The organism is Marinobacter sp., assembly GCF_041595835.1.
GTDB lineage: Bacteria > Pseudomonadota > Gammaproteobacteria > Pseudomonadales > Oleiphilaceae > Marinobacter.
In genome coordinates this window covers 102,530-119,834 of record NZ_JBFHJO010000004.1, presented here as the reverse complement: position 1 = coordinate 119,834, position 17,305 = coordinate 102,530, and the positions used below count along the sequence as shown (strand labels likewise).

Annotated in this window: 18 protein-coding genes; 5 read left to right on the top strand and 13 right to left on the bottom strand. The window is 54.2% G+C overall.

Features of this window, described 5'->3' with window-relative positions; genetic code table 11:
* Positions 1-4 precede the first annotated feature (4 nt).
* The 6 genes from sufD to ABYA77_RS03230 all read right to left on the bottom strand — a co-directional run bounded on the left by sufD (position 5) and on the right by ABYA77_RS03230 (position 6,194).
* Positions 5-1,291: a Fe-S cluster assembly protein SufD gene (sufD, locus tag ABYA77_RS03255; protein ID WP_372964511.1), complete on the bottom strand. Its 1,287-nt coding sequence runs from the start codon at positions 1,289-1,291 to the stop codon at positions 5-7.
* 15 nt (positions 1,292-1,306) lie between these two features.
* Positions 1,307-2,068 (bottom strand): Fe-S cluster assembly ATPase SufC, encoded by a 762-nt coding sequence (gene sufC, locus ABYA77_RS03250; protein ID WP_372964510.1) that lies wholly within the window; start codon positions 2,066-2,068, stop codon positions 1,307-1,309.
* A gap of 51 nt (positions 2,069-2,119) precedes the next feature.
* Complete coding sequence (sufB, locus tag ABYA77_RS03245; RefSeq protein ID WP_372964509.1) at positions 2,120-3,568, bottom strand: Fe-S cluster assembly protein SufB; 1,449 nt, start codon at positions 3,566-3,568, stop codon at positions 2,120-2,122.
* Positions 3,569-3,790: 222 nt separating this feature from the next.
* Positions 3,791-5,185, bottom strand: a complete 1,395-nt coding sequence (locus ABYA77_RS03240; RefSeq protein ID WP_372964508.1) for a sensor histidine kinase — start codon at positions 5,183-5,185, stop codon at positions 3,791-3,793.
* Positions 5,182-5,844, bottom strand: coding sequence for a response regulator transcription factor (locus ABYA77_RS03235; RefSeq protein WP_372964507.1), 663 nt, complete (start codon positions 5,842-5,844; stop codon positions 5,182-5,184). Before ABYA77_RS03235 ends, ABYA77_RS03240 begins: the two co-directional genes overlap by 4 nt.
* Positions 5,845-5,864: 20 nt before the next feature.
* Positions 5,865-6,194, bottom strand: coding sequence for a PepSY domain-containing protein (locus tag ABYA77_RS03230; RefSeq protein ID WP_372964506.1), 330 nt, complete (start codon positions 6,192-6,194; stop codon positions 5,865-5,867).
* A gap of 149 nt (positions 6,195-6,343) precedes the next feature.
* On the opposite strand from ABYA77_RS03230, the gene ABYA77_RS03225 reads away from it, so the two are divergent.
* Positions 6,344-6,646, top strand: a complete 303-nt coding sequence (locus ABYA77_RS03225) for a PepSY domain-containing protein (RefSeq protein WP_372964505.1) — start codon at positions 6,344-6,346, stop codon at positions 6,644-6,646.
* Positions 6,647-6,782: 136 nt separating this feature from the next.
* Here ABYA77_RS03225 and yegQ read toward each other — a convergent pair whose 3' ends face one another.
* Positions 6,783-8,108: a tRNA 5-hydroxyuridine modification protein YegQ gene (yegQ, locus tag ABYA77_RS03220; RefSeq protein WP_372964504.1), complete on the bottom strand. Its 1,326-nt coding sequence runs from the start codon at positions 8,106-8,108 to the stop codon at positions 6,783-6,785.
* A gap of 191 nt (positions 8,109-8,299) precedes the next feature.
* On the opposite strand from yegQ, the gene ABYA77_RS03215 reads away from it, so the two are divergent.
* Entirely contained in the window at positions 8,300-8,656 is a 357-nt protein-coding gene (locus ABYA77_RS03215; protein WP_372964503.1) for a helix-turn-helix transcriptional regulator, read from the top strand.
* On the opposite strand, the gene fabB is transcribed toward ABYA77_RS03215, so the two are convergent.
* Together fabB and fabA are read right to left on the bottom strand one after the other, a co-directional pair.
* On the bottom strand, positions 8,657-9,868 hold the full coding sequence (gene fabB / locus ABYA77_RS03210) for a beta-ketoacyl-ACP synthase I (protein WP_372964502.1): 1,212 nt from the start codon (positions 9,866-9,868) through the stop codon (positions 8,657-8,659).
* An 11-nt stretch (positions 9,869-9,879) separates the two neighbouring features.
* The gene (fabA, locus tag ABYA77_RS03205) at positions 9,880-10,389 is read right to left on the bottom strand and encodes a bifunctional 3-hydroxydecanoyl-ACP dehydratase/trans-2-decenoyl-ACP isomerase (protein WP_372964501.1); all 510 of its coding nucleotides are present in this window, start codon (positions 10,387-10,389) and stop codon (positions 9,880-9,882) included.
* A gap of 92 nt (positions 10,390-10,481) precedes the next feature.
* Here fabA and ABYA77_RS03200 point away from each other — a divergent pair, with 92 nt between their 5' ends.
* Positions 10,482-11,081: an SRPBCC family protein gene (locus ABYA77_RS03200; protein WP_372964500.1), complete on the top strand. Its 600-nt coding sequence runs from the start codon at positions 10,482-10,484 to the stop codon at positions 11,079-11,081.
* An 85-nt stretch (positions 11,082-11,166) separates the two neighbouring features.
* Here ABYA77_RS03200 and ABYA77_RS03195 read toward each other — a convergent pair whose 3' ends face one another.
* On the bottom strand, positions 11,167-12,351 hold the full coding sequence (locus tag ABYA77_RS03195) for an NnrS family protein (RefSeq protein WP_372964499.1): 1,185 nt from the start codon (positions 12,349-12,351) through the stop codon (positions 11,167-11,169).
* 124 nt (positions 12,352-12,475) lie between these two features.
* Here ABYA77_RS03195 and ABYA77_RS03190 point away from each other — a divergent pair, with 124 nt between their 5' ends.
* A complete protein-coding gene (locus ABYA77_RS03190; RefSeq protein ID WP_372964498.1) occupies positions 12,476-12,853 on the top strand; it encodes a SirB2 family protein in 378 nt (125 codons plus the stop codon).
* A gap of 21 nt (positions 12,854-12,874) precedes the next feature.
* On the opposite strand, the gene ABYA77_RS03185 is transcribed toward ABYA77_RS03190, so the two are convergent.
* Together ABYA77_RS03185 and ABYA77_RS03180 are read right to left on the bottom strand one after the other, a co-directional pair.
* Entirely contained in the window at positions 12,875-14,479 is a 1,605-nt protein-coding gene (locus tag ABYA77_RS03185) for a methyl-accepting chemotaxis protein (RefSeq protein ID WP_372964497.1), read from the bottom strand.
* 84 nt (positions 14,480-14,563) lie between these two features.
* Complete coding sequence (locus ABYA77_RS03180; RefSeq protein ID WP_372964496.1) at positions 14,564-15,379, bottom strand: ion transporter; 816 nt, start codon at positions 15,377-15,379, stop codon at positions 14,564-14,566.
* A 177-nt stretch (positions 15,380-15,556) separates the two neighbouring features.
* Between ABYA77_RS03180 and ABYA77_RS03175 the strand changes: the two genes are divergently transcribed.
* On the top strand, positions 15,557-16,174 hold the full coding sequence (locus ABYA77_RS03175) for an ankyrin repeat domain-containing protein (protein ID WP_372964495.1): 618 nt from the start codon (positions 15,557-15,559) through the stop codon (positions 16,172-16,174).
* On the opposite strand, the gene ABYA77_RS03170 is transcribed toward ABYA77_RS03175, so the two are convergent.
* Positions 16,140-17,279 (bottom strand): NnrS family protein, encoded by a 1,140-nt coding sequence (locus tag ABYA77_RS03170; protein ID WP_372964494.1) that lies wholly within the window; start codon positions 17,277-17,279, stop codon positions 16,140-16,142. The genes ABYA77_RS03175 and ABYA77_RS03170 overlap by 35 nt on opposite strands.
* Between the last annotated feature and the right edge of the window lie 26 nt (positions 17,280-17,305).

Sequence of the window (17,305 nt, the reverse complement as noted above, 5' to 3'; positions counted from 1 at the left end):
GCCTTCAGGTCTCCTGGAAGGTTTTCTCGAAGAAATCGTTCAGCCTTACCTGAGCTGTCTCGCGCACGGCTTCCACTGGAATCTGGCTGACCAGTTCGTTAATAAATGCCATAGTTAGCAGTACGTTGGCTTCCCGGCGACCAATACCCCGGGACACCAGGTAGAAAACCGATTCTTCGTCCAGCTGGCCGATGGTGGCGCCGTGGGCACACTTTACGTCGTCTGCGTAAATTTCCAACTCTGGTTTGGTGTCGATTTCTGCGCCATTGTTGAGCAGCAGGTTCTTGTTATTCATATTTGCATTGGACTTTTGGGCGTCCTGATGGATATGAATCCGGCCGTTGAAGATTGCGTGAGACTGATCTGCGGCTATGTTCCGGTAAGTTTCTTCGCTGCTGCAGTTGGCTGCGACGTGATCAATGGATGTATGGTTGTCGTAATGTTGCTTGCCCTGGGTCACAACCACGCCATTAAGCTTTGTTTCAGCGCCTTCGCCTACCAGTCGTACCTGCAGATCGTGCCTGCGCAGAGGGCCGCCAAAGCCAACGCAGTGGCTTTCAAACCGTGAACTACGGTTCTGCAGCACTCCGGTGGCACCAATGTGCTGAATGTTTTCACCTTCCATATTCAGGCGGATGCTGGTGATGTTGGCTCCGTCAGCCAGGCTGAATTCGGTCACGGTGTTGACCAGAATAGAGGCCTCACCGTTGGAAATATACTCTTCCACCAGGGTCATCTGGCTGTTCGCGCCAGCTTCCACGTAGATGCGAGGGTAAGCCGAGCCGCCAGCGTCGCCTGCCGTTTCATGGATGATAAACAGGGGTTGATCCAGCACGGCTCCAGGCTTCAGGCGAATGAGTATGCCATCTTCGAAGCGTGCGCCATTCATGCGGGCGAACTGGGCCTGGTCGTGATCCAGTGTGCTACCAAGCTGAAGGGCCAGAACGTCGGCTTCTTCAGTGTTAAGGTCGTTGAAACTCTGGATTGTGATGCCGTCGAGGTCGGGGTATTCGCTGGCTTCAGGGATCATAACGCCGTTGTTGAGAACGACTTTATAGCCTGATACCGCCAGGCTGTTACCTGTTTTGCCTTCTACCGGCAGGGAGATGGCCATTTCGTCGGACAGTTTCAGGTACTTGCTGGAGTATTTCCAGTTTTCGGTTTTCCGGGTAGGCAATGGCATGTCGACCAAGGCACTGGCCCGTTGTTTGCGCAGCGCTAGCAGCGGCTCGGGCAGAGTTTGCCCGGCCGGATGCAGGAAGGCGCTGGAAAGCATAGGTGCTGGTTTCATTCCGCGGCCTCCTGATCAGTTGCTGGCGTCTTCGTCTTTGATTCCCAACCAGCCATAACCTCGTTCTTCCAGCTCAAGGGCCAGTTCGCGGCCGCCGGATTTAACGATCTTGCCACCGGCCAGTACGTGAACATAGTCCGGCACGATGTGGTTTAGAAGGCGTTGGTAGTGGGTGACCATCAGAATGGCCCGGTCTTTGGCGCGCAGGGCGTTGACGCCGTTGGAAACAACTTGCAAGGCATCGATATCGAGACCTGAGTCGGTTTCATCCAGAATGGCCAGTTTTGGCTGAAGCAGTAACGCCTGCATGATTTCGTTGCGCTTTTTCTCACCGCCGGAGAAGCCTTCGTTCACGCCTCGCTTGAGGAATGCCGGATCCAGATCGACTTGCCTGGACACTTCGCGGGCCAGCTTCATAAACTCAGCTGCGTTCATGTCTCCTTCGCCGCGATGCTTGCGCATAGCGTTGACCGCCGTGCGCAGGAATTGCAGGTTGCTGACACCAGGAATTTCTACCGGGTACTGGAACGCCAGAAACACACCTTCGCGGGCGCGTTCTTCAGTCGCAAGTTCCAGTAGATTTTCGCCGTTCAGAGTGACTTCTCCGCTGGTGACTTCAAATGCTTCGTTACCTGCCAGAACCTGTGACAGAGTGCTCTTACCAGAACCGTTCGGGCCCATGATGGCGTGAACTTCCCCGGCTTTGACTTCCAGGTTGATGCCCTTGAGGATTTCTTTGCCCTCAACGGATGCGTGCAGGTTTTTGATGCTCAGCATTTGTTGCTTCTCTCTCTTAACCGTCTGAATTCTTTGTGATTGCCGTCAGGTTTAACCTACGGAGCCTTCAAGGCTGACTTCCAGTAGCTTGCCAGCTTCAACCGCAAACTCCATGGGCAGCTCTTTGAACACCTCTTTACAGAAGCCGTTCACGATCATGGATACTGCCTGTTCCGGGTCGATACCACGCTGGCGGCAGAGAAACATCTGCTCGTCACTGACTTTGGATGTGGTGGCCTCGTGTTCCACGATGGCGGACTTGTTCCTGCTTTCAATGTACGGGAATGTGTGGGCGCCGCAACGGTCGCCGATCAGCAGCGAGTCGCACTGGGTAAAGTTACGCGCACCTTCGGCACCCGGGCCAAATTTCACCAGACCACGATAGGCATTGGAGCTTCGCCCTGCGGAGATGCCTTTAGAAATGATGGTGCTTTTGGTGTTTTTGCCAAGGTGGATCATCTTGGTGCCGGTATCGGCTTGCTGGTAATTGTGGGTCAGGGCGACTGAATAGAACTCACCAACGCTGTTTTCGCCACGCAGTACACAGCTTGGGTATTTCCAGGTGATGGCGGAGCCGGTTTCAACTTGTGTCCAGGAGACTTTTGCGTTTTTGCCGATACAGGCAGCGCGTTTGGTTACGAAGTTGTAGATACCACCTTTGCCGTTTTCGTCGCCTGGGTACCAGTTCTGTACCGTGGAGTATTTAATCTGGGCGTCGTCGAGGATAACCAGTTCAACCACAGCAGCGTGTAGCTGGTTTTCGTCCCGCATGGGAGCCGTGCAGCCTTCCAGGTAGCTTACGTAGCTGCCTTCTTCGGCAATGATCAGGGTGCGCTCGAACTGGCCAGTGTTCGCTGCGTTAATCCGGAAGTAGGTGGATAGTTCCATGGGGCAGCGAACGCCTTTCGGGATATAAACGAAAGAGCCATCGGAGAAGACGGCAGAGTTCAGGGCGGCGAAGTAATTGTCGCCGGCCGGGACTACGCTGCCTAGATATTTCTTCACCAGTTCAGGGTATTTCTGAACAGCTTCGGAGATGGGGCAGAAGATTACGCCGGCTTTTTCCAGCGGTTCTTTGAAGGTGGTCGCAACGGAAACTGAATCAAATACCGCGTCAACTGCTACGCCCGCAAGTTTGGCTCTTTCGTGCAGCGGGATGCCGAGTTTTTCATAGGTGCGCAGCAGCTCTGGATCGACTTCGTCCAGACTCTGAGGCATGTCTTCTTTTTTCTTGGGCGCGGAATAGTAAGAGATGGAGTTGTAGTCCACCTTCGGGAAGTCGACATGGGCCCATTCAGGCTCTTCCATCTCCAACCAGCGACGGTAGGCTTTCAGTCGCCACTCCAGCATGAACCCTGGCTCTTGCTTGAGTTCAGACAGGCGGCGGATTACATCTTCATTGAGGCCGGGTTCGAAGGTGTCGGATTCAATTTCGGTAACAAATCCGTGTTCGTATTCCCGTTTGATCAGCTCTGTCACCTCTTTGTCGGTGGTCGCCATGATCGTCGCTCCGTAATTCTCTCATCTGGGGCTTGTTGCCCTGTGTTGCGCCGAGCTGCTTATGGGACAGCGTTTCTCGGCGGATGTCATTTCGGTCTGCTGGTGTTGATGGTCGGGAGGCTGTTGACGAGGTGCCTTTCCCGTTACTTCTGGTGGATGATTATACAATACCAGAGTAATTTAGTCAGGTATTAAATTGGCCGTGTAGGGATTATACCTTAATCAGGTCTGCAGCCCTATATGCGGGAGGGTGAGACTGGCCCGTAAGCCGCCTAGTGGAGAGTGTTCGAGAGTTAGGGCGCCATGGTAAAGGTTGGCCAGGTCACTGACTATCGCCAACCCTAAACCGCTTCCAGGCACAGATTCATCGGCGCGTGTCCCGCGCGAAAGAACGAGATTGCGTTGCTCCTCAGGCAAACCGGGGCCATCGTCATCAATGATGATTTTAAAGTAGCCGTTGCCGGGTTCAATGGTTATGTTTATCGTGCTTTTCCCCCACTTCCAGGCGTTCTCCAGAAGGTTTCCTAGCATTTCCTGTAAGTCTTGTTTCTCACCACGAAATACCGGGGAGAGTCTGGCGTCAGTGATAATGGTTGCCTTGATGTTTTTATCCTGATTCAGCCGGAGCATGACCCCAATCAGGGCTTCAAGTGTAGGGCGTACTTCAGTGCGCATGCCGGGCACATTGACCGCAGCGGCGGCGCGGGCGCGTGCCAGGTGGTGGTCGATCTGGCGCCGGGCCGTGGCAACTTGTTCATTCACCAGGGCTGGTAAGTTGTGATCAGGGCGTGCGGCGGCATTGGATAGAATGGCCAGCGGGGTTTTGAGGGCGTGAGCCAGGTTGCCTGCATGGGTGCGGGCCTGCTCAACGACACGGGTGTTTTGGCCGAGAACGGAGTTGAAGTCGTCCACGAGAGGTTGAACCTCTTGTGGATAGTTTCCTTTGATGCGTTGAGCTTTGCCCTCATTGACGGCTTGCAGGGATGACCGTAGTTGGCTCAGTGGTCGGAGGCCAATCAAGACCTGCATCACGGCGGCGGCCAGCAAGCCGAAGCCCAAAGTTAACAGCGCGAGAGTCAGGATGTCGTTGAAGTTCTTAACCGGCGCTGTTACCAGGTCGCTGTCGGCTGCAAACATCAGGCGTAGCCCTCGGTTGGGGGCTTCCGCGGGATAGACGAGTCTTTCGAGTAAGAACAGTGTGTTGCCGTTCGGCCCGGTGGTCTGATGGCGGTGCAGTTCGCCGTTGGCGGGGATGTCATCCGGGACACTGAGTATTGAGTCCCACAAGGATCGTGAACGGAGTAGGGCTGGTATGGCCGGCCCGCTGTTATTGCTGACCTGATCAATTTGCCAGTAAAGGCCGGAATAAGGACGCTGAAGACGGGGGTCGTTTAACTGACGGCTGACGGCAATTTTTCCCTCGGGGGTTGCCGTAGTTGCGCCGGTTAACTGTTCAAGTTGATACTCCAGTGTTTGGTACAGTTGCTCGGTGACATGTTGCTGAAACAGGCTGGAAAGAAACCAGCCAGTACCGGCCAATGTGATTGCCGTCCATAACAAGGTGCCCGCCAGCAGGCGTAGTCGCAGCGACGGGGCAGAGCGGTGCTGTGTCCTCATTCGGGGGTGACGAGCTGGTAGCCCAGCCCCCGGACGGTTTTGATCAGGCCCTGAGGTAGTTTCTTGCGGAGCCGGGCAATGAATACTTCTATGGTGTTGGAGTCCCGGTCAAACTCCTGAGCATAAATATGCTCGGTGAGCTCGGTGCGGGAGACCAGAGTGTCCGGGTGGTGCATCAGGTAGCTCAGTACGCGCAGTTCATGGCCGGTAAGTGCCAGCGAGCGGCCATTTACACTAACTTTTCCGGTGCGGGTGTCGAGCACAACGGGGCCGCACTGGAGCTCGACACTGGCGTGGCCTGATGCGCGGCGAATTAGTGCTCTCAGGCGCGCCAGCAGTTCCTGAACGTGAAAGGGTTTGACCATATAGTCGTCTGCCCCTGCATCCATACCGTCGACTTTTTCATGCCAGGCATCTCTGGCCGTGAGAATTAATACCGGCATAGTGTGATCAGCGGCCCGCCATTTCTTCAGTACGGTCAGCCCGTCCAGTTGTGGTAAGCCAAGGTCGAGAATCACGGCATCGAATGGTTCGGTAGCGCCAAGATGGTGAGCATCGATACCGTTTTGTGCGGTTTCCACAATGTAGCCAGCTTCCGTGAGTTCTTCCCTTAGTTGTGTGCAGAGAGTGGTGTCGTCCTCGACCAGCAGTATTCGCATCGGAGCCTGAGTCCCTGTTTCTAATGGGTTTTGCTTTTTTTCTCTTTGGTGTGCAGAGGTTCAGCGTTGCTGGCATCCAGCTCAATTTTCACCAGCTTCCCCCCCTCACGCAACTGTTTGATTTCATATACCCAGCGGCCATCTTTGCGCTCCAGTTCCACTTCAAGAATCTGGCCCGGCTGCTTGCGCTCCAGTTGGTTGATGATGGTTCCCAGTGAAAGGATTTCACCCGCTTCCAGAGCATGGCGAGCACGTTCGTGATCGTCATCGTCAGCGGTCAGGGGCAGGGCAACGGAAAGCAGGAGCAGGGTGATGCCCGCCAGAGCGTACCGGAGGTTAGGTGGATTCATCGTTTGGGCTCCTGTGTTATCAGATAATTATAGAGCAACTTTCTGAACGGAAGATGAACGGCGCCTTCAGCAAGGGTTCAGGCAGCGTGTCGCAAACTGTAGTCACAGTGGTCAGCCGACCCCTGGTTCATTAATTGGAGATCGTTATTATGAAAACGAAAACAACCATTCTTGCAGCCACAGTGATTGCAGCAGCGCTCGCTGGTAATGCATTCGCTCAGTCACAGAAGGCTCAGGAGGGTGATAAAAGCTGGTTAAGCATTCCGGTGGTCTACGAAAAAGTGACGGCTGAAGGGTATACCGATATCACTGAAATAGAGCGCGAAGAACGTGCTTATGAAGTGAAAGGCCGGGACGCCGAGGGCTACCGTGTGAAGTTGTATGTTGACCCGGTTAGCGGTGAAATTCTGGACACTCGTAGTAAGGGGGAACGGGGAAGGAAGACCAAGTGAAGACGGCTCTGGCCTGAAGATGTGACGGGGGATAACTGGTTGTGCGGGCCACAGGGGGGGCTGCCAAGCTTCAGGTCGGCTTGAGCAAGCTATGGCCCGTCAGGGTGAGCTTCCATCAGGAAGCTTTCCGGATGCGTTAGGCTGACGGCAAAATCCGGGTCAGGTAACTGAAATCCAGTGATTCCGGTAGCCCTTCCGGTTTTGGAATGCGTACAAAGTGGCCGCTGCCTGGGGCGTATTCCATTGTCTCGCCTTTGCGGTTTTCCATGACGCTGGCAGAGAAGCGCAGGTTGCCATCCGGAGTAATCAGTTCGAGCTGATCTCCGGGGGCAAACTTGTTCTTCACATCAATGGTCAGCCATTGTTCATCGGTCTCGGCAATGGTGCCAACTACTTGCTGGGTGCCGAGGAAAGAGGAGCCTTGCTCGTAAGTTTGATATTCCTGAGGAACGTGACGGCGCAGGAAGCCTTCGGTGTACCCCCGGTTCGACAGGGCTTCGAGCTCATCCATCATTTTCATGTCAAAAGGTTTGCCTGCGACGGCGTCGTCAATGGCCCGGCGATAGGCCTGGGTTGTGCGGGCAACGTAATAGGTGCTCTTGGTTCGGCCTTCAATTTTCAGGGAGTGCACGCCCATTTTAACCAGCTCCGCTACATGCTGGATGGCTCTTAAGTCCTTTGAATTCATGATGTAGGTGCCGTGTTCGTCTTCGTAGGCAGGGATGTAGCCGCCAGGACGATTGGGTTCTTCCAACAGAATTTCCTTGGGCTCAAATGCCTGAACAGTTTGTTCTGGCATACTGGCTGAAGTGGCAATCAGGTCTCCGGTTTGATCGGTGGTATGGGCTACTTCTTTGTAGTTCCACCGGCAAGCGTTGGTGCAGGCGCCCTGATTGGCGTCCCGGTGGTTCATATAGCCTGACAGCAGGCACCGGCCAGAGTATGCCATGCACAAAGCACCGTGCACGAATACCTCCAGTTCCATGGAGGGCACTTTTTCACGAATTTCCCGGATTTCATTGAGGGCTAGTTCCCGGGACAGGATTACCCGGCTGATGCCCTGGCGGCGCCAGAATTCCACGGTAGCCCAGTTGACCGCATTGGCCTGCACCGAGAGGTGGATCGTTTGGTCTGGCCATGATTCCCGCACCAGCATGATCAGGCCGGGGTCAGACATGATGAGCGCGTCCGGCTTTTGCTCAAGTACCGGAGCGAGGTCTCTCAGGTAACTGCGAACTTTGTCGTTGTGGGGTGCGATGTTGGAAACCAGGTAGAATTGTTTGCCGAGTTCATGGGCTCTGGCAATGCCTGCACCCAGAGCTTCAACGTCTTTGAAACTGTTATTTCGTACCCGAAGAGAGTAACGGGGTTGGCCTGCGTAAACGGCATCGGCGCCGTAAGCGAAGGCGGTTTCCAGGTGGTCAGGGGTGCCGGCTGGCGCGAGCAGTTCCGGGGTGGTCATGGTGTCTCCGGGTTGTTCAGACGTCGATGGATGCAGGTAGGCTATCTTAGAGGAGGTGTATTCTGCAGGAAAGTACACGGCCGGCTATTGATCTTGCTCAAAGGACTTATTGATTGATTTCGGCTAACATGTGTACGCTGACAGACGGATCAATGAACATTGTAATGGAATTTGGCGTGGGAGGATTAAACATGGCATCAGAGAATCTGGCGCCTGAAGCTTCAATTCGGTCTTTGGGGGGGCGGGTCAGTTCCCTGATTAAGGCTCAGTTGGAGCGAGGTAAAGTTGGTGTGGAAACGGTAGCCGGGCAGTTGAATATGAGCCGTTACACGTTACATAAAAAACTTCGGCAGGAAGGGCTGACGTTTGCTTCGTTGCTGGAGCAGGTTCGTCGGGATCAGGCGATTGCTTATATGAAGGATAAATCCAAGCCACTGGTAGAAATTGCCGAGCAGCTTGGGTTCTCTGAGCTGAGTGCATTCAGCCGGGCGTTTAAGCGCTGGATGGGCACTCCGCCGGCTGAATACCGTTCTCTCAAGTTATCCTGATCAGACTTTTTTGAAGATCAGGGTGGCGTTAGTGCCGCCAAAGCCGAAGCTGTTGCTCATTACCAGGTCCAGGTTCTGGTTGTCCATGCGCTCACGGACAATCGGGAAACCTTCGGCGCCTTCGTCCAGGTTCTGGATGTTGGCAGATGGTGCAATAAAGCCCTCTCTTTGCATGATGATAGAGTAGATGGCTTCATGCACACCGGCGGCGCCCAAAGCGTGCCCACACAGAGGCTTAGTGGAGCTCAGTGGCGGAATCTTGTCGCCAAAGGTTTTCCTGAGCGCGTTCAGTTCTGTGATGTCGCCAGCCGGGGTGCTGGTGCCGTGAGTATTGATGTAGTTGATCTCGCCGTCGATATTGGCCATTGCCTGCTGCATGCAGCGAACGGCACCTTCACCGCTTGGTGCGACCATGTCGGCACCATCGGAAGTTGCGCCAAAACCAACCAGTTCGGCCAGAATGGTCGCGCCGCGTGCTTCTGCATGCTCCAGGGCTTCCAGTACCAGCGCGCCGCCGCCACCGGAAATCACAAAGCCATCGCGGTCTGCATCGTAGGTACGTGAGGCCAGTTCTGGCGTGTCGTTGTACTTGGTGGACAAGGCGCCCATGGCGTCGAACATCAGGCTAAGCGTCCAGTGGATGTCTTCGCCACCACCGGCGAGCATAACGTCCTGGCGACCCAGAGCAATCTGGTCAGCTGCGTGGCCGATACAGTGAGCACTGGTAGCGCAGGCCGATGTGATGCCGTAATTGATACCGGTAATACCAAAGGCTGTGGTAATCGATGCGTTGATCGCGCTACCCATAGTGCGGGGCACCCGGTATGGGCCCACCCGGCGAATGCCTTTGTTACGATGGGTATCGATGGCATCAAGCAGTTCAACCGTGGAAGCACCGCCGGTACCAAATACGGCGCCCGTGGTGTTGGCACGGATTTGCTCATCGGTCAGGCCAGCCTGCGCAATGGCTTCCTTGGTGGCCAGGTAGCTGTAGCCAGCCGCCGGGCACATAAAACGCCAGATTTTGCGATCAATCAGCTCTGACAGATTCAGGTCAATGCGGCCTGATACATGGCTGCGCAGCCCGCTGTCTCGTGCTTCTTCGCTAAGAGCGATACCTGAGCGGGACTCCCGCAGAGATTCGGTGACTTCTTTTTGATTGGTGCCAAGGCTGGAGACAATCCCCATGCCGGTAATTACAACACGACGCATCTTGCTAACTCCTAAAAGTCGTCAGTGGATGTGAACAGGCCAACCCGCAGGTCTTTGGCAGTGTAGATTTCACGACCGTCCACTTCCATACGGGCATCCGCGATCGCCATCGTCAGCTTGCGGCGAATCAGACGCTTGATATCGAGATAATAGGTGACTTTCTTGTTATCAGGCAGAACCTGGCCAAAGAATTTGACCTCGCCGGCACCCAGTGCCCGGCCTTTTCCTTCCCCGCCGCCCCAGGCCAGATAAAAGCCCACGAGCTGCCACATTGCATCAAGCCCCAGGCAGCCAGGCATAACCGGGTCGCCTTGAAAATGAACTTTGAAAAACCAGAGGTCCGGGTTGATATCCAGTTCGGCCACCAGACTACCTTTGCCGTACAGGCCATCATCAGCACCTACGTGGGTGATGCGGTCAATCATCAGCATTTCGTCGATGGGCAGACGCATGGCGCCGGGGAAAAGCTCGCCGTGTCCGCAGCGGATCAGGTCTTCTTTGTCAAAGTGATCAGGGTACATGTTGCCAATGTCTCTGTTGCATAGTTTTATCTTCTTACTTTAGCGCCTGATACGGAAACAGCTATTGACCTTTAGTGGATGATTGAACGTATATGACCGGTATTTTTGGTCTGTTGATGGTCATCAAGGCGCAGTCGCAGATGCTGTGGCATTTTCCCAAGTTGGTGTTTTTCGTGTCTGACGGAGGGTGCATGTCCGGAGAACAGGAAGTCATAGGCGGTGAGCTTTCGGCTGAGAATGGTCGGATCGTGGTAAAGCTGGAGAGGAACATAGGGCACTCCCCGGCAAAAGTGTGGGAAATGCTGACCGGCTCTGAAGAGCTTGCTCTCTGGTTAGCCCCCGGCAAGTTAGACGCTCGAATTGGAGGGCGAGTACAACTGGATTTTGGTAATAGTGGTACGCCGATTGATTGTCGTGTCACCCGGTGTGAACCGCACCGCATACTTGCTTATTCCTGGAGCTCCGGAGATGCACCGGAGCGACCGTTGGTCTGGGAACTCGAGCCAACGGACGAGGGCACTCGCCTGGTATTGACTCTGTCTCTTCCGGATAACGAATTGGTGCCTATCGCCTGCGCAGGGTGGGATTCGCATCTGGAGATGCTGATGGCGGCACTGGAAGGCATTAATATTCATTTCCCTGTGGAGCGTTTCCGGGTCGCGCGAAGCTGGTTTGAAACACAAGTGCGTTAGCAGCTGGTCGCTTGAGGAAAGTGTCCAGACTCACTGGTAAAAAGGCTGGCCCGGGAACGGGATTGCTTTTTTACCAGTGGCGGGTTCAGCCTTCGCGGCCATCAACTCTTGGGCTGGCCAAAACGCTGGTATAGCGAATGAGGAACATGCTGTAGGCAAACACCCAAAGCAGAGTGCTGGAGCCGATGCCCGGATGCCAGGGGATAACATTGAACGCAGTTAACACCCGGACCAGCGCCGCCAGTTGGATAGCTATGAACGCCAGCACCATGCCTTTGGGCAGCACCAGTGGCCGGCCAGTATGACCCAGCGAAACCCGTGCAATAACTCCCAGAATAAGGCAGCCCACAGCGCCCGTGCCTGCTGCGTGGCTCCATGCATTAGAGGGCCAGTTGGCCATCAGGGAGCCCGCCAGCAGAATCAGAGCAACCGGTACCCAAAGCATAGATAAATGCAGAATCCAGAGCAGTGGTTCTGAACGAGCAAGCCAGCCCTTCCAGTTGTAAAGACGAACAAGCATCAGAGTTGCAGCCACCACCGCAATAATTGCTGTTGTTGTTTGCCAGCCTGTCACCAAAGAAGCCAGCAGTAGAATCATGGAAAACAGGGCGGCCAGATCCAGCGCTGGATGCATTTTCACGCGAGAGGCATCTTCTCCATGCTGACGCAACCATCCAGCTGTAAAGGCTGGAGTAATTCGGCCGCCGATGATGCTGATAAGTGCCATTGCCATGATCAGTGCGCCGTGACTGAAGGACATGTTCAGCCGGGTGACAAAGCCGATCTGCATAAGCCAGAGCAAGCCCAGAACCACCAGGATCATTGCCTGGCGTTTCTGTCTGGCATGCCATACGCGCCAGCCAGCATCAATCATCACTAAAGGCAGGAACGCAAGATTGACGCCTTGTACCAGCATGTCGGGTAAGCCGCCGCCAAAAGCGAGTAACAGACGACCCAGAACCCATACTCCCCATAGCAACAGCAGGGAGGCTCCGTGGGTGCGTTCGGTTTTTGTCCATACGCAGACAGCGGTCAGAAGAAAACCGGCAATAGCCGCAGTCAAAAAGCCAAACAGCATTTCGTGCTGATGCCAGAACAGTGCAGGCATGGCCAGAGGAAGGTTAATAACACCTGACACTTCCAATACCCAGAGCGGAATACCGACAACCGTTAGGATGGTCATTGACAGGAAGAAAATCCTGAACGGGTAGGCAAACAATTGGTTGAAGCTCGCACCGCTGTCTTCAGCTGATCCTGGATGCGCCTGCATAGATATCTCCCGCATACATGTATTCTGGGTATATGTTAATGTCTGGGCCGTTTAATCACCATACCTGCTTGGGGGTATTTTGCGTACAATGGCGCCAATAATTTGATGGAAAAGGGAAGTTTGAATGACTACCTACATGATTCTGAAGCTTCTGCACATGACCGCAGCGTATCTGACGATTACCTTATTTGCGCTGAGGCTGTTACTGGATGCGGTTGGCCGGCCAGGCTGGAGGCAAACTCCGTTGCGCTGGATACCTCACGCTAACGACACCATTTTGCTGGTTGCAGCTATTTCGCTGTTGTTTGTGGCTGGCTACGCCTCAGACATGCCCGGCTGGCTGATGGCCAAAATTGTTCTGTTGATTGGCTACATTGTGGCTGGAGTCTTTGCCATGAAACCAGCCTTTTCAACCCCGGTTCGCACGGTGGCTGCGATTGTGGCTTTGGTGCAGGTGAGCGCTATTTTCCACCTGGCGATGGCTAAGCCTGTCCTTGGCTGATGTTGCTGCCCGTTATTCGGTTCATATCTGGAATCGGGCAATCAAGGCTCGTAGTGATTCTGACTGTTCACGTAATGCTTCGCTCACGGTCTTGGTATTACCAATATGTTGTTCCAGAGACTGCGAGCTTTCGCCCAGTGCACGCACGCGTTTCCCGACATGACCAACCTCATTGCGCTGAACACTGATGGCGTCGTCTACTTCATTGGTAAAATGACTGAGATCATCAAAGGTCCGTTTGAGTGCCACCAGGTGGGTTTTGAGGGTTTCCAGTGTCTCCCGGTTGGTATCACCGGCTGCCCGGGTTTCGTTGAGAAGCTCGTGGGTGCTATCAACTTTGGTGACCAATTCACCAACCCACTGACGAATTTGCTTGGTGGACTCGCCGGTGCGGCGGGATAGATTTCGCACTTCATCGGCGACGACGGCAAACCCTCGTCCCTGCTCACCCGCGCGGGCCGCTTCTATGGCGGCATTTAACGCCAGCAAGTTCGTTTGTTCAGCAATGTCGGCGATCACACTAATGACCTGTTCGATCTTTTCGCTGGAGCAACGAAGAGCTTCAATTGAACCTGCCACCCGGTTGATCACCATAACGGCATGTTCTGCAGCCTGCTCACTTTCGCGTAGCTGATTCTGAACGTCACTGTTACCTATTACGGCATCGGTAACCTGAATTCGGGAAGCCTTTGCCGACTGTTCAATCTGGCTGGCACTTATGGTGATAGCGTTCATTGATGAGGCGACATCGTGGATCTGCCGATTGTTATGCTGAGATGAGATCTGTGCCGTATCGGCCTGAGCGTCCAGGTTGGCTGCACGCTGTTGCAGAACTGTAGCCGAATCTGTGACATCTTCGATGAAGAGTCTGAACTTTGCGATCAGGCCGTTAATGGCTACGGCCACTGCGGCCACTTCGTCGCGCCCTGATATTGATAGTGGTGTGGATAGGTCTGAAGCGGCTTCCATTGAGCGGAGGCGTTCAGCAATCTGTTGTAGCCTTGTGGTTACGGTGCGCCGTAGCCAGTATGTGAGCAGCAAAATACCGAATAAAACGAAAAGAGAGCCCCCGAGTAAAAAATGCTGTTGCTGTTCGAGGAATTCTATCAGGGCGTCTGATCCAGCATTGGCTACTTGGCTGCGAACTGATCGTTGAGCATCGATCTCGTTAAGCATAGGGTCAAGTGCTTGATAAAGCTGAAAGTCTACAACTTTACCTGCTGCATAATAGCTTGCTTGATCGATAGGCTTTTTCAGTGCGGCAAGTAGGTCCAGAACGGCCTTGTGAGCCTCAATATTCTTCTCCGCCCAACCTTGCAGGCGCGGGTTGTCGTTTGCTGCCTGCCATAGTTCTTTTATTGCTGTGGTCGTGTCCAGGAACTGTGTATTGATCTCATCCCACAGTAATAGCTGGGCTTTAATCTTGTAGGAAAGGTCCTTGAGTTGACGATGACTGCGGTCAAGATCGGTGAGAAGCCAGACATCTGAAATCTGTTGTTGTACGAGCCGATCTGTCGCTTCTTCAGCCTCCTTCACCACGGACATGGAGAGCCATGCCAGCCCAACCAGAGCACTTATACATAAACCGGAAAACAGCATCAACCGTTGATGCACCGTTAGGCTCATAATGCGAACTTCCCCTTAAGATGTTCGCGATGAGGATAAGTCTCGGTTGTGACAGTTTTGTTACACCGTTACAGATGAGGTGGCTCAGCGCTCTAACTTCTCTGTCAGTTCGTCCAGCTTGCGCTGAACGGCCTGAAGCTGTTGAACAATTTGGTCTCGTTCATCATGAGCTTTCTGGGCTGCCTCGGCGTTCTGCTCTTCTCCCATAACTTCCAGAATCGCACCGATCATCATGTTCAGAAATACGAATGCGGTGAGGAATATAAACGTCAGGTAAAAGACCCAGCTTAGTGGGTACTGTTCCATGGTTGCATACATTACGTCGGTCCAGTCTTCGAACGTAGCGACCCTGAATAGTGTGAGCATGGAGATTGCCACATCTCCCCAGAGTACTTCGTCTACGCTGGCAAAGAACATCGAGCCGATGGCGGCATAGATATAAAAAATGATGAACATCAACAGGGCAATGTAGCCCATGCGGGGAATGGCCTTGAGCAGCGAGTTGATAAGGAACCGCAACTCGGGGACCACAGAGACCAGTCGCAGTACCCGGAATACCCGAAGTAGCCGACCGAGGAGCACGGCTTCCGAGTTGTCGAGCGGGATCAGGCTGCCGATGACAACTAAGGTATCGAACAGATTCCAGCCGTCCGCCAGGAAGCGTTTTTTTGTGGGACAGGCGGCAAAGCGGAAGAGTATTTCAACCATAAAGAACAGCGTGATGGCGTTATCGAGTACCGTCAAAGCGTGCTCTGCCAGCGGTGGCAAATCATAAGTTTTTGCGCCAATGGTCAGGGCCGAAAGAATGATGATGGCAATGACCGCACCCTGAAAGACCTTGCTGGATTCAATTTGTTTCAGTTTGTTCAAACTGTTGGTGGGGGACAGTTCAACAGACATTCACGTTACTCCGGAGAAGAAGAATCGGGGAATTCTAATGATCCGGCAGCCATTGGGCCAGAGCCTCTGGCTCAAAGAGTATGGCCCTGCGGCCAACATCCGGACATTCAGGGAGGGCATAGCCTGCCTTTGGGTTGGTTTTCTTGTATTCTGAAGTCAGTGAATAACGGAGGGCGTATGACTCTTCTTGAGCGTTGGTCAGGACTGCTGGGTGGCCTTGTTGCAGTATTGGTGCTGGTTGTGGTGTGGCAACTGGCAAAAGAGGGCGAGGACCTGGAGGCGCGCGATGCCCGGGGTAGAACGGCTTTGCTTGTTGCTGCTGAAGAGGGGCGGGCCGATCGCGTGCGTGATCTGGTGGAGAAAGGAGCGAGTATCGATGCCGGTGACGATTGTGACTGGACGGCGATGATGCGAGCGGCCTCCCGTGGGCATGTTGATATTCTTGTTTACCTGCTTGATCAGGGGGCGAATATCAACCATACAGAAAAAACCGGATATACCGCCTTGATGGGTGCCGTTATCGCCAACCGGCCGGAGGCGGTGCAAGTGTTGCTGGAAAGAGGCGCGGACCCGGATATTCAGGAGCAGGAGCAATATCAGACGGCTCTGATGATGGCCGTTCGGAACCGCAGCCCGAAGTTGGTGCGGTTGCTGAGAGATTTCGGTGCCGATACAGAATTGGTCAATAAAGATGGCAAGCGTGCAAAAGACCTGGCTCTTGAGGCAACAGCAGAAACCGGAAGCCCGGTAGAAAAGGTGCTCAAAGAGTTGGGTTGCGAGCCGGGAGGCGGGTGACCGAGCGGCGATATAGAAGGAGTACCTGTACCGCCACCCCGGTATAAGAAAGGCTCCAGCTCGCGGCCGAAATCCAGAGCATCTCGGGTTGTCCGTAGGGCGTTGCGCCTGCCATATACCGGCTAATGACTGCAACCGTCATGGCTATAGCGATAGTGAGTACTTGCCAGCGGGGAGGGAAGCTTCTGTGAGCTCTTTGCCAGGCTAATCTGAGCATCACGCTGGATGACAGCGTGCCCAAAGCCCCGATGGTAATGATGTGCAGCGCCGGCAGTGGAGGGCTGAACGTCAGCAGGTGTAACCCGGTGACACCAGCACCCGCAGCCAGCCAAAGATAACCGATGGCTAACACTAATAAATCTGGGCGATCCGGGCAGTGCCAGAGTTTCCAGCGGAGAGCTCGGATCAGTATCAGGACGGCGCACACCACCAGTAGCAGGCCGGAAATCCGGGCGGTTAATGGCGTGAACATGCATAGCAAGGCAACCGGCAACAGAATCAGCAAAGTCCCTTCAATTCTGGGCTGAACTCTGGCTTCCAGGGGAACTCCCTGTTTCTCAAGTGTTCCTGCGACGGCCGGGGCAATGATGCGGCCACCAATGAAGGTCATCAATAGTAGTAAGCCAAGAATCGCCGCCTGCATGATGCTACGGGTATCTGGTAGCGGAAAGCCGTAATGAGATAAGGCGTAGGCCAGTGCTGCCAGGCAAATAGTCAGGATTAACGGACCTGCAATTTTATTGCGCCACTTTTTCGCGGCCTGAAAGCGAGGCACAACATGGCGGGCTAGTAGCAGGGCAAAGGCTACGCTGAGCGCCTGGCTGATCAGTAGGCTTGGGGCCATTAACCAGAACAGTCTCGCGGTAATCCAGAGTAGGAAAAGAGGGGCAAGAACCCTCCAGGGTTGAAGGCCAAGGGTGTAGCCGGCAACGAGAGCCAAAGCAAACCCGAAGATAAGCTCATGGCCGTGGCCAGCTCCCAGAAGTCCGGGCGGCCAACCTGTTCCTGACGTTACTGCAAAGATGGACAAGGGGACAGCCAGAGCAGCCCAGAGCGAGGCAGCAGGGAAGAATAGCCAGAATGCATAAAAAGGCTTGCCTGCCACGTTGCGTTAACCTCGAGTATCCGGGT

What these genes read in the sequence shown, in the direction of transcription:
- sufD (WP_372964511.1), bottom strand. Translation starts at nt 1,291, where the DNA reads ATGAAACCAGCACCTATGCTTTCCAGCGCCTTCCTGCATCCGGCCGGG.
- sufB (WP_372964509.1), bottom strand. Translation starts at nt 3,568, where the DNA reads ATGGCGACCACCGACAAAGAGGTGACAGAGCTGATCAAACGGGAATAC.
- ABYA77_RS03180 (WP_372964496.1), bottom strand. Translation starts at nt 15,379, where the DNA reads ATGTCTGTTGAACTGTCCCCCACCAACAGTTTGAACAAACTGAAACAA.
- ABYA77_RS03235 (WP_372964507.1), bottom strand. Translation starts at nt 5,844, where the DNA reads ATGCGAATACTGCTGGTCGAGGACGACACCACTCTCTGCACACAACTA.
- fabB (WP_372964502.1), bottom strand. Translation starts at nt 9,868, where the DNA reads ATGCGTCGTGTTGTAATTACCGGCATGGGGATTGTCTCCAGCCTTGGC.
- ABYA77_RS03175 (WP_372964495.1), top strand. Translation starts at nt 15,557, where the DNA reads ATGACTCTTCTTGAGCGTTGGTCAGGACTGCTGGGTGGCCTTGTTGCA.
- sufC (WP_372964510.1), bottom strand. Translation starts at nt 2,068, where the DNA reads ATGCTGAGCATCAAAAACCTGCACGCATCCGTTGAGGGCAAAGAAATC.
- fabA (WP_372964501.1), bottom strand. Translation starts at nt 10,389, where the DNA reads ATGTACCCTGATCACTTTGACAAAGAAGACCTGATCCGCTGCGGACAC.
- ABYA77_RS03195 (WP_372964499.1), bottom strand. Translation starts at nt 12,351, where the DNA reads ATGCAGGCGCATCCAGGATCAGCTGAAGACAGCGGTGCGAGCTTCAAC.
- ABYA77_RS03230 (WP_372964506.1), bottom strand. Translation starts at nt 6,194, where the DNA reads ATGAATCCACCTAACCTCCGGTACGCTCTGGCGGGCATCACCCTGCTC.
- ABYA77_RS03185 (WP_372964497.1), bottom strand. Translation starts at nt 14,479, where the DNA reads ATGAGCCTAACGGTGCATCAACGGTTGATGCTGTTTTCCGGTTTATGT.
- yegQ (WP_372964504.1), bottom strand. Translation starts at nt 8,108, where the DNA reads ATGACCACCCCGGAACTGCTCGCGCCAGCCGGCACCCCTGACCACCTG.
- ABYA77_RS03200 (WP_372964500.1), top strand. Translation starts at nt 10,482, where the DNA reads ATGACCGGTATTTTTGGTCTGTTGATGGTCATCAAGGCGCAGTCGCAG.
- ABYA77_RS03190 (WP_372964498.1), top strand. Translation starts at nt 12,476, where the DNA reads ATGACTACCTACATGATTCTGAAGCTTCTGCACATGACCGCAGCGTAT.
- ABYA77_RS03225 (WP_372964505.1), top strand. Translation starts at nt 6,344, where the DNA reads ATGAAAACGAAAACAACCATTCTTGCAGCCACAGTGATTGCAGCAGCG.
- ABYA77_RS03215 (WP_372964503.1), top strand. Translation starts at nt 8,300, where the DNA reads ATGGCATCAGAGAATCTGGCGCCTGAAGCTTCAATTCGGTCTTTGGGG.
- ABYA77_RS03240 (WP_372964508.1), bottom strand. Translation starts at nt 5,185, where the DNA reads ATGAGGACACAGCACCGCTCTGCCCCGTCGCTGCGACTACGCCTGCTG.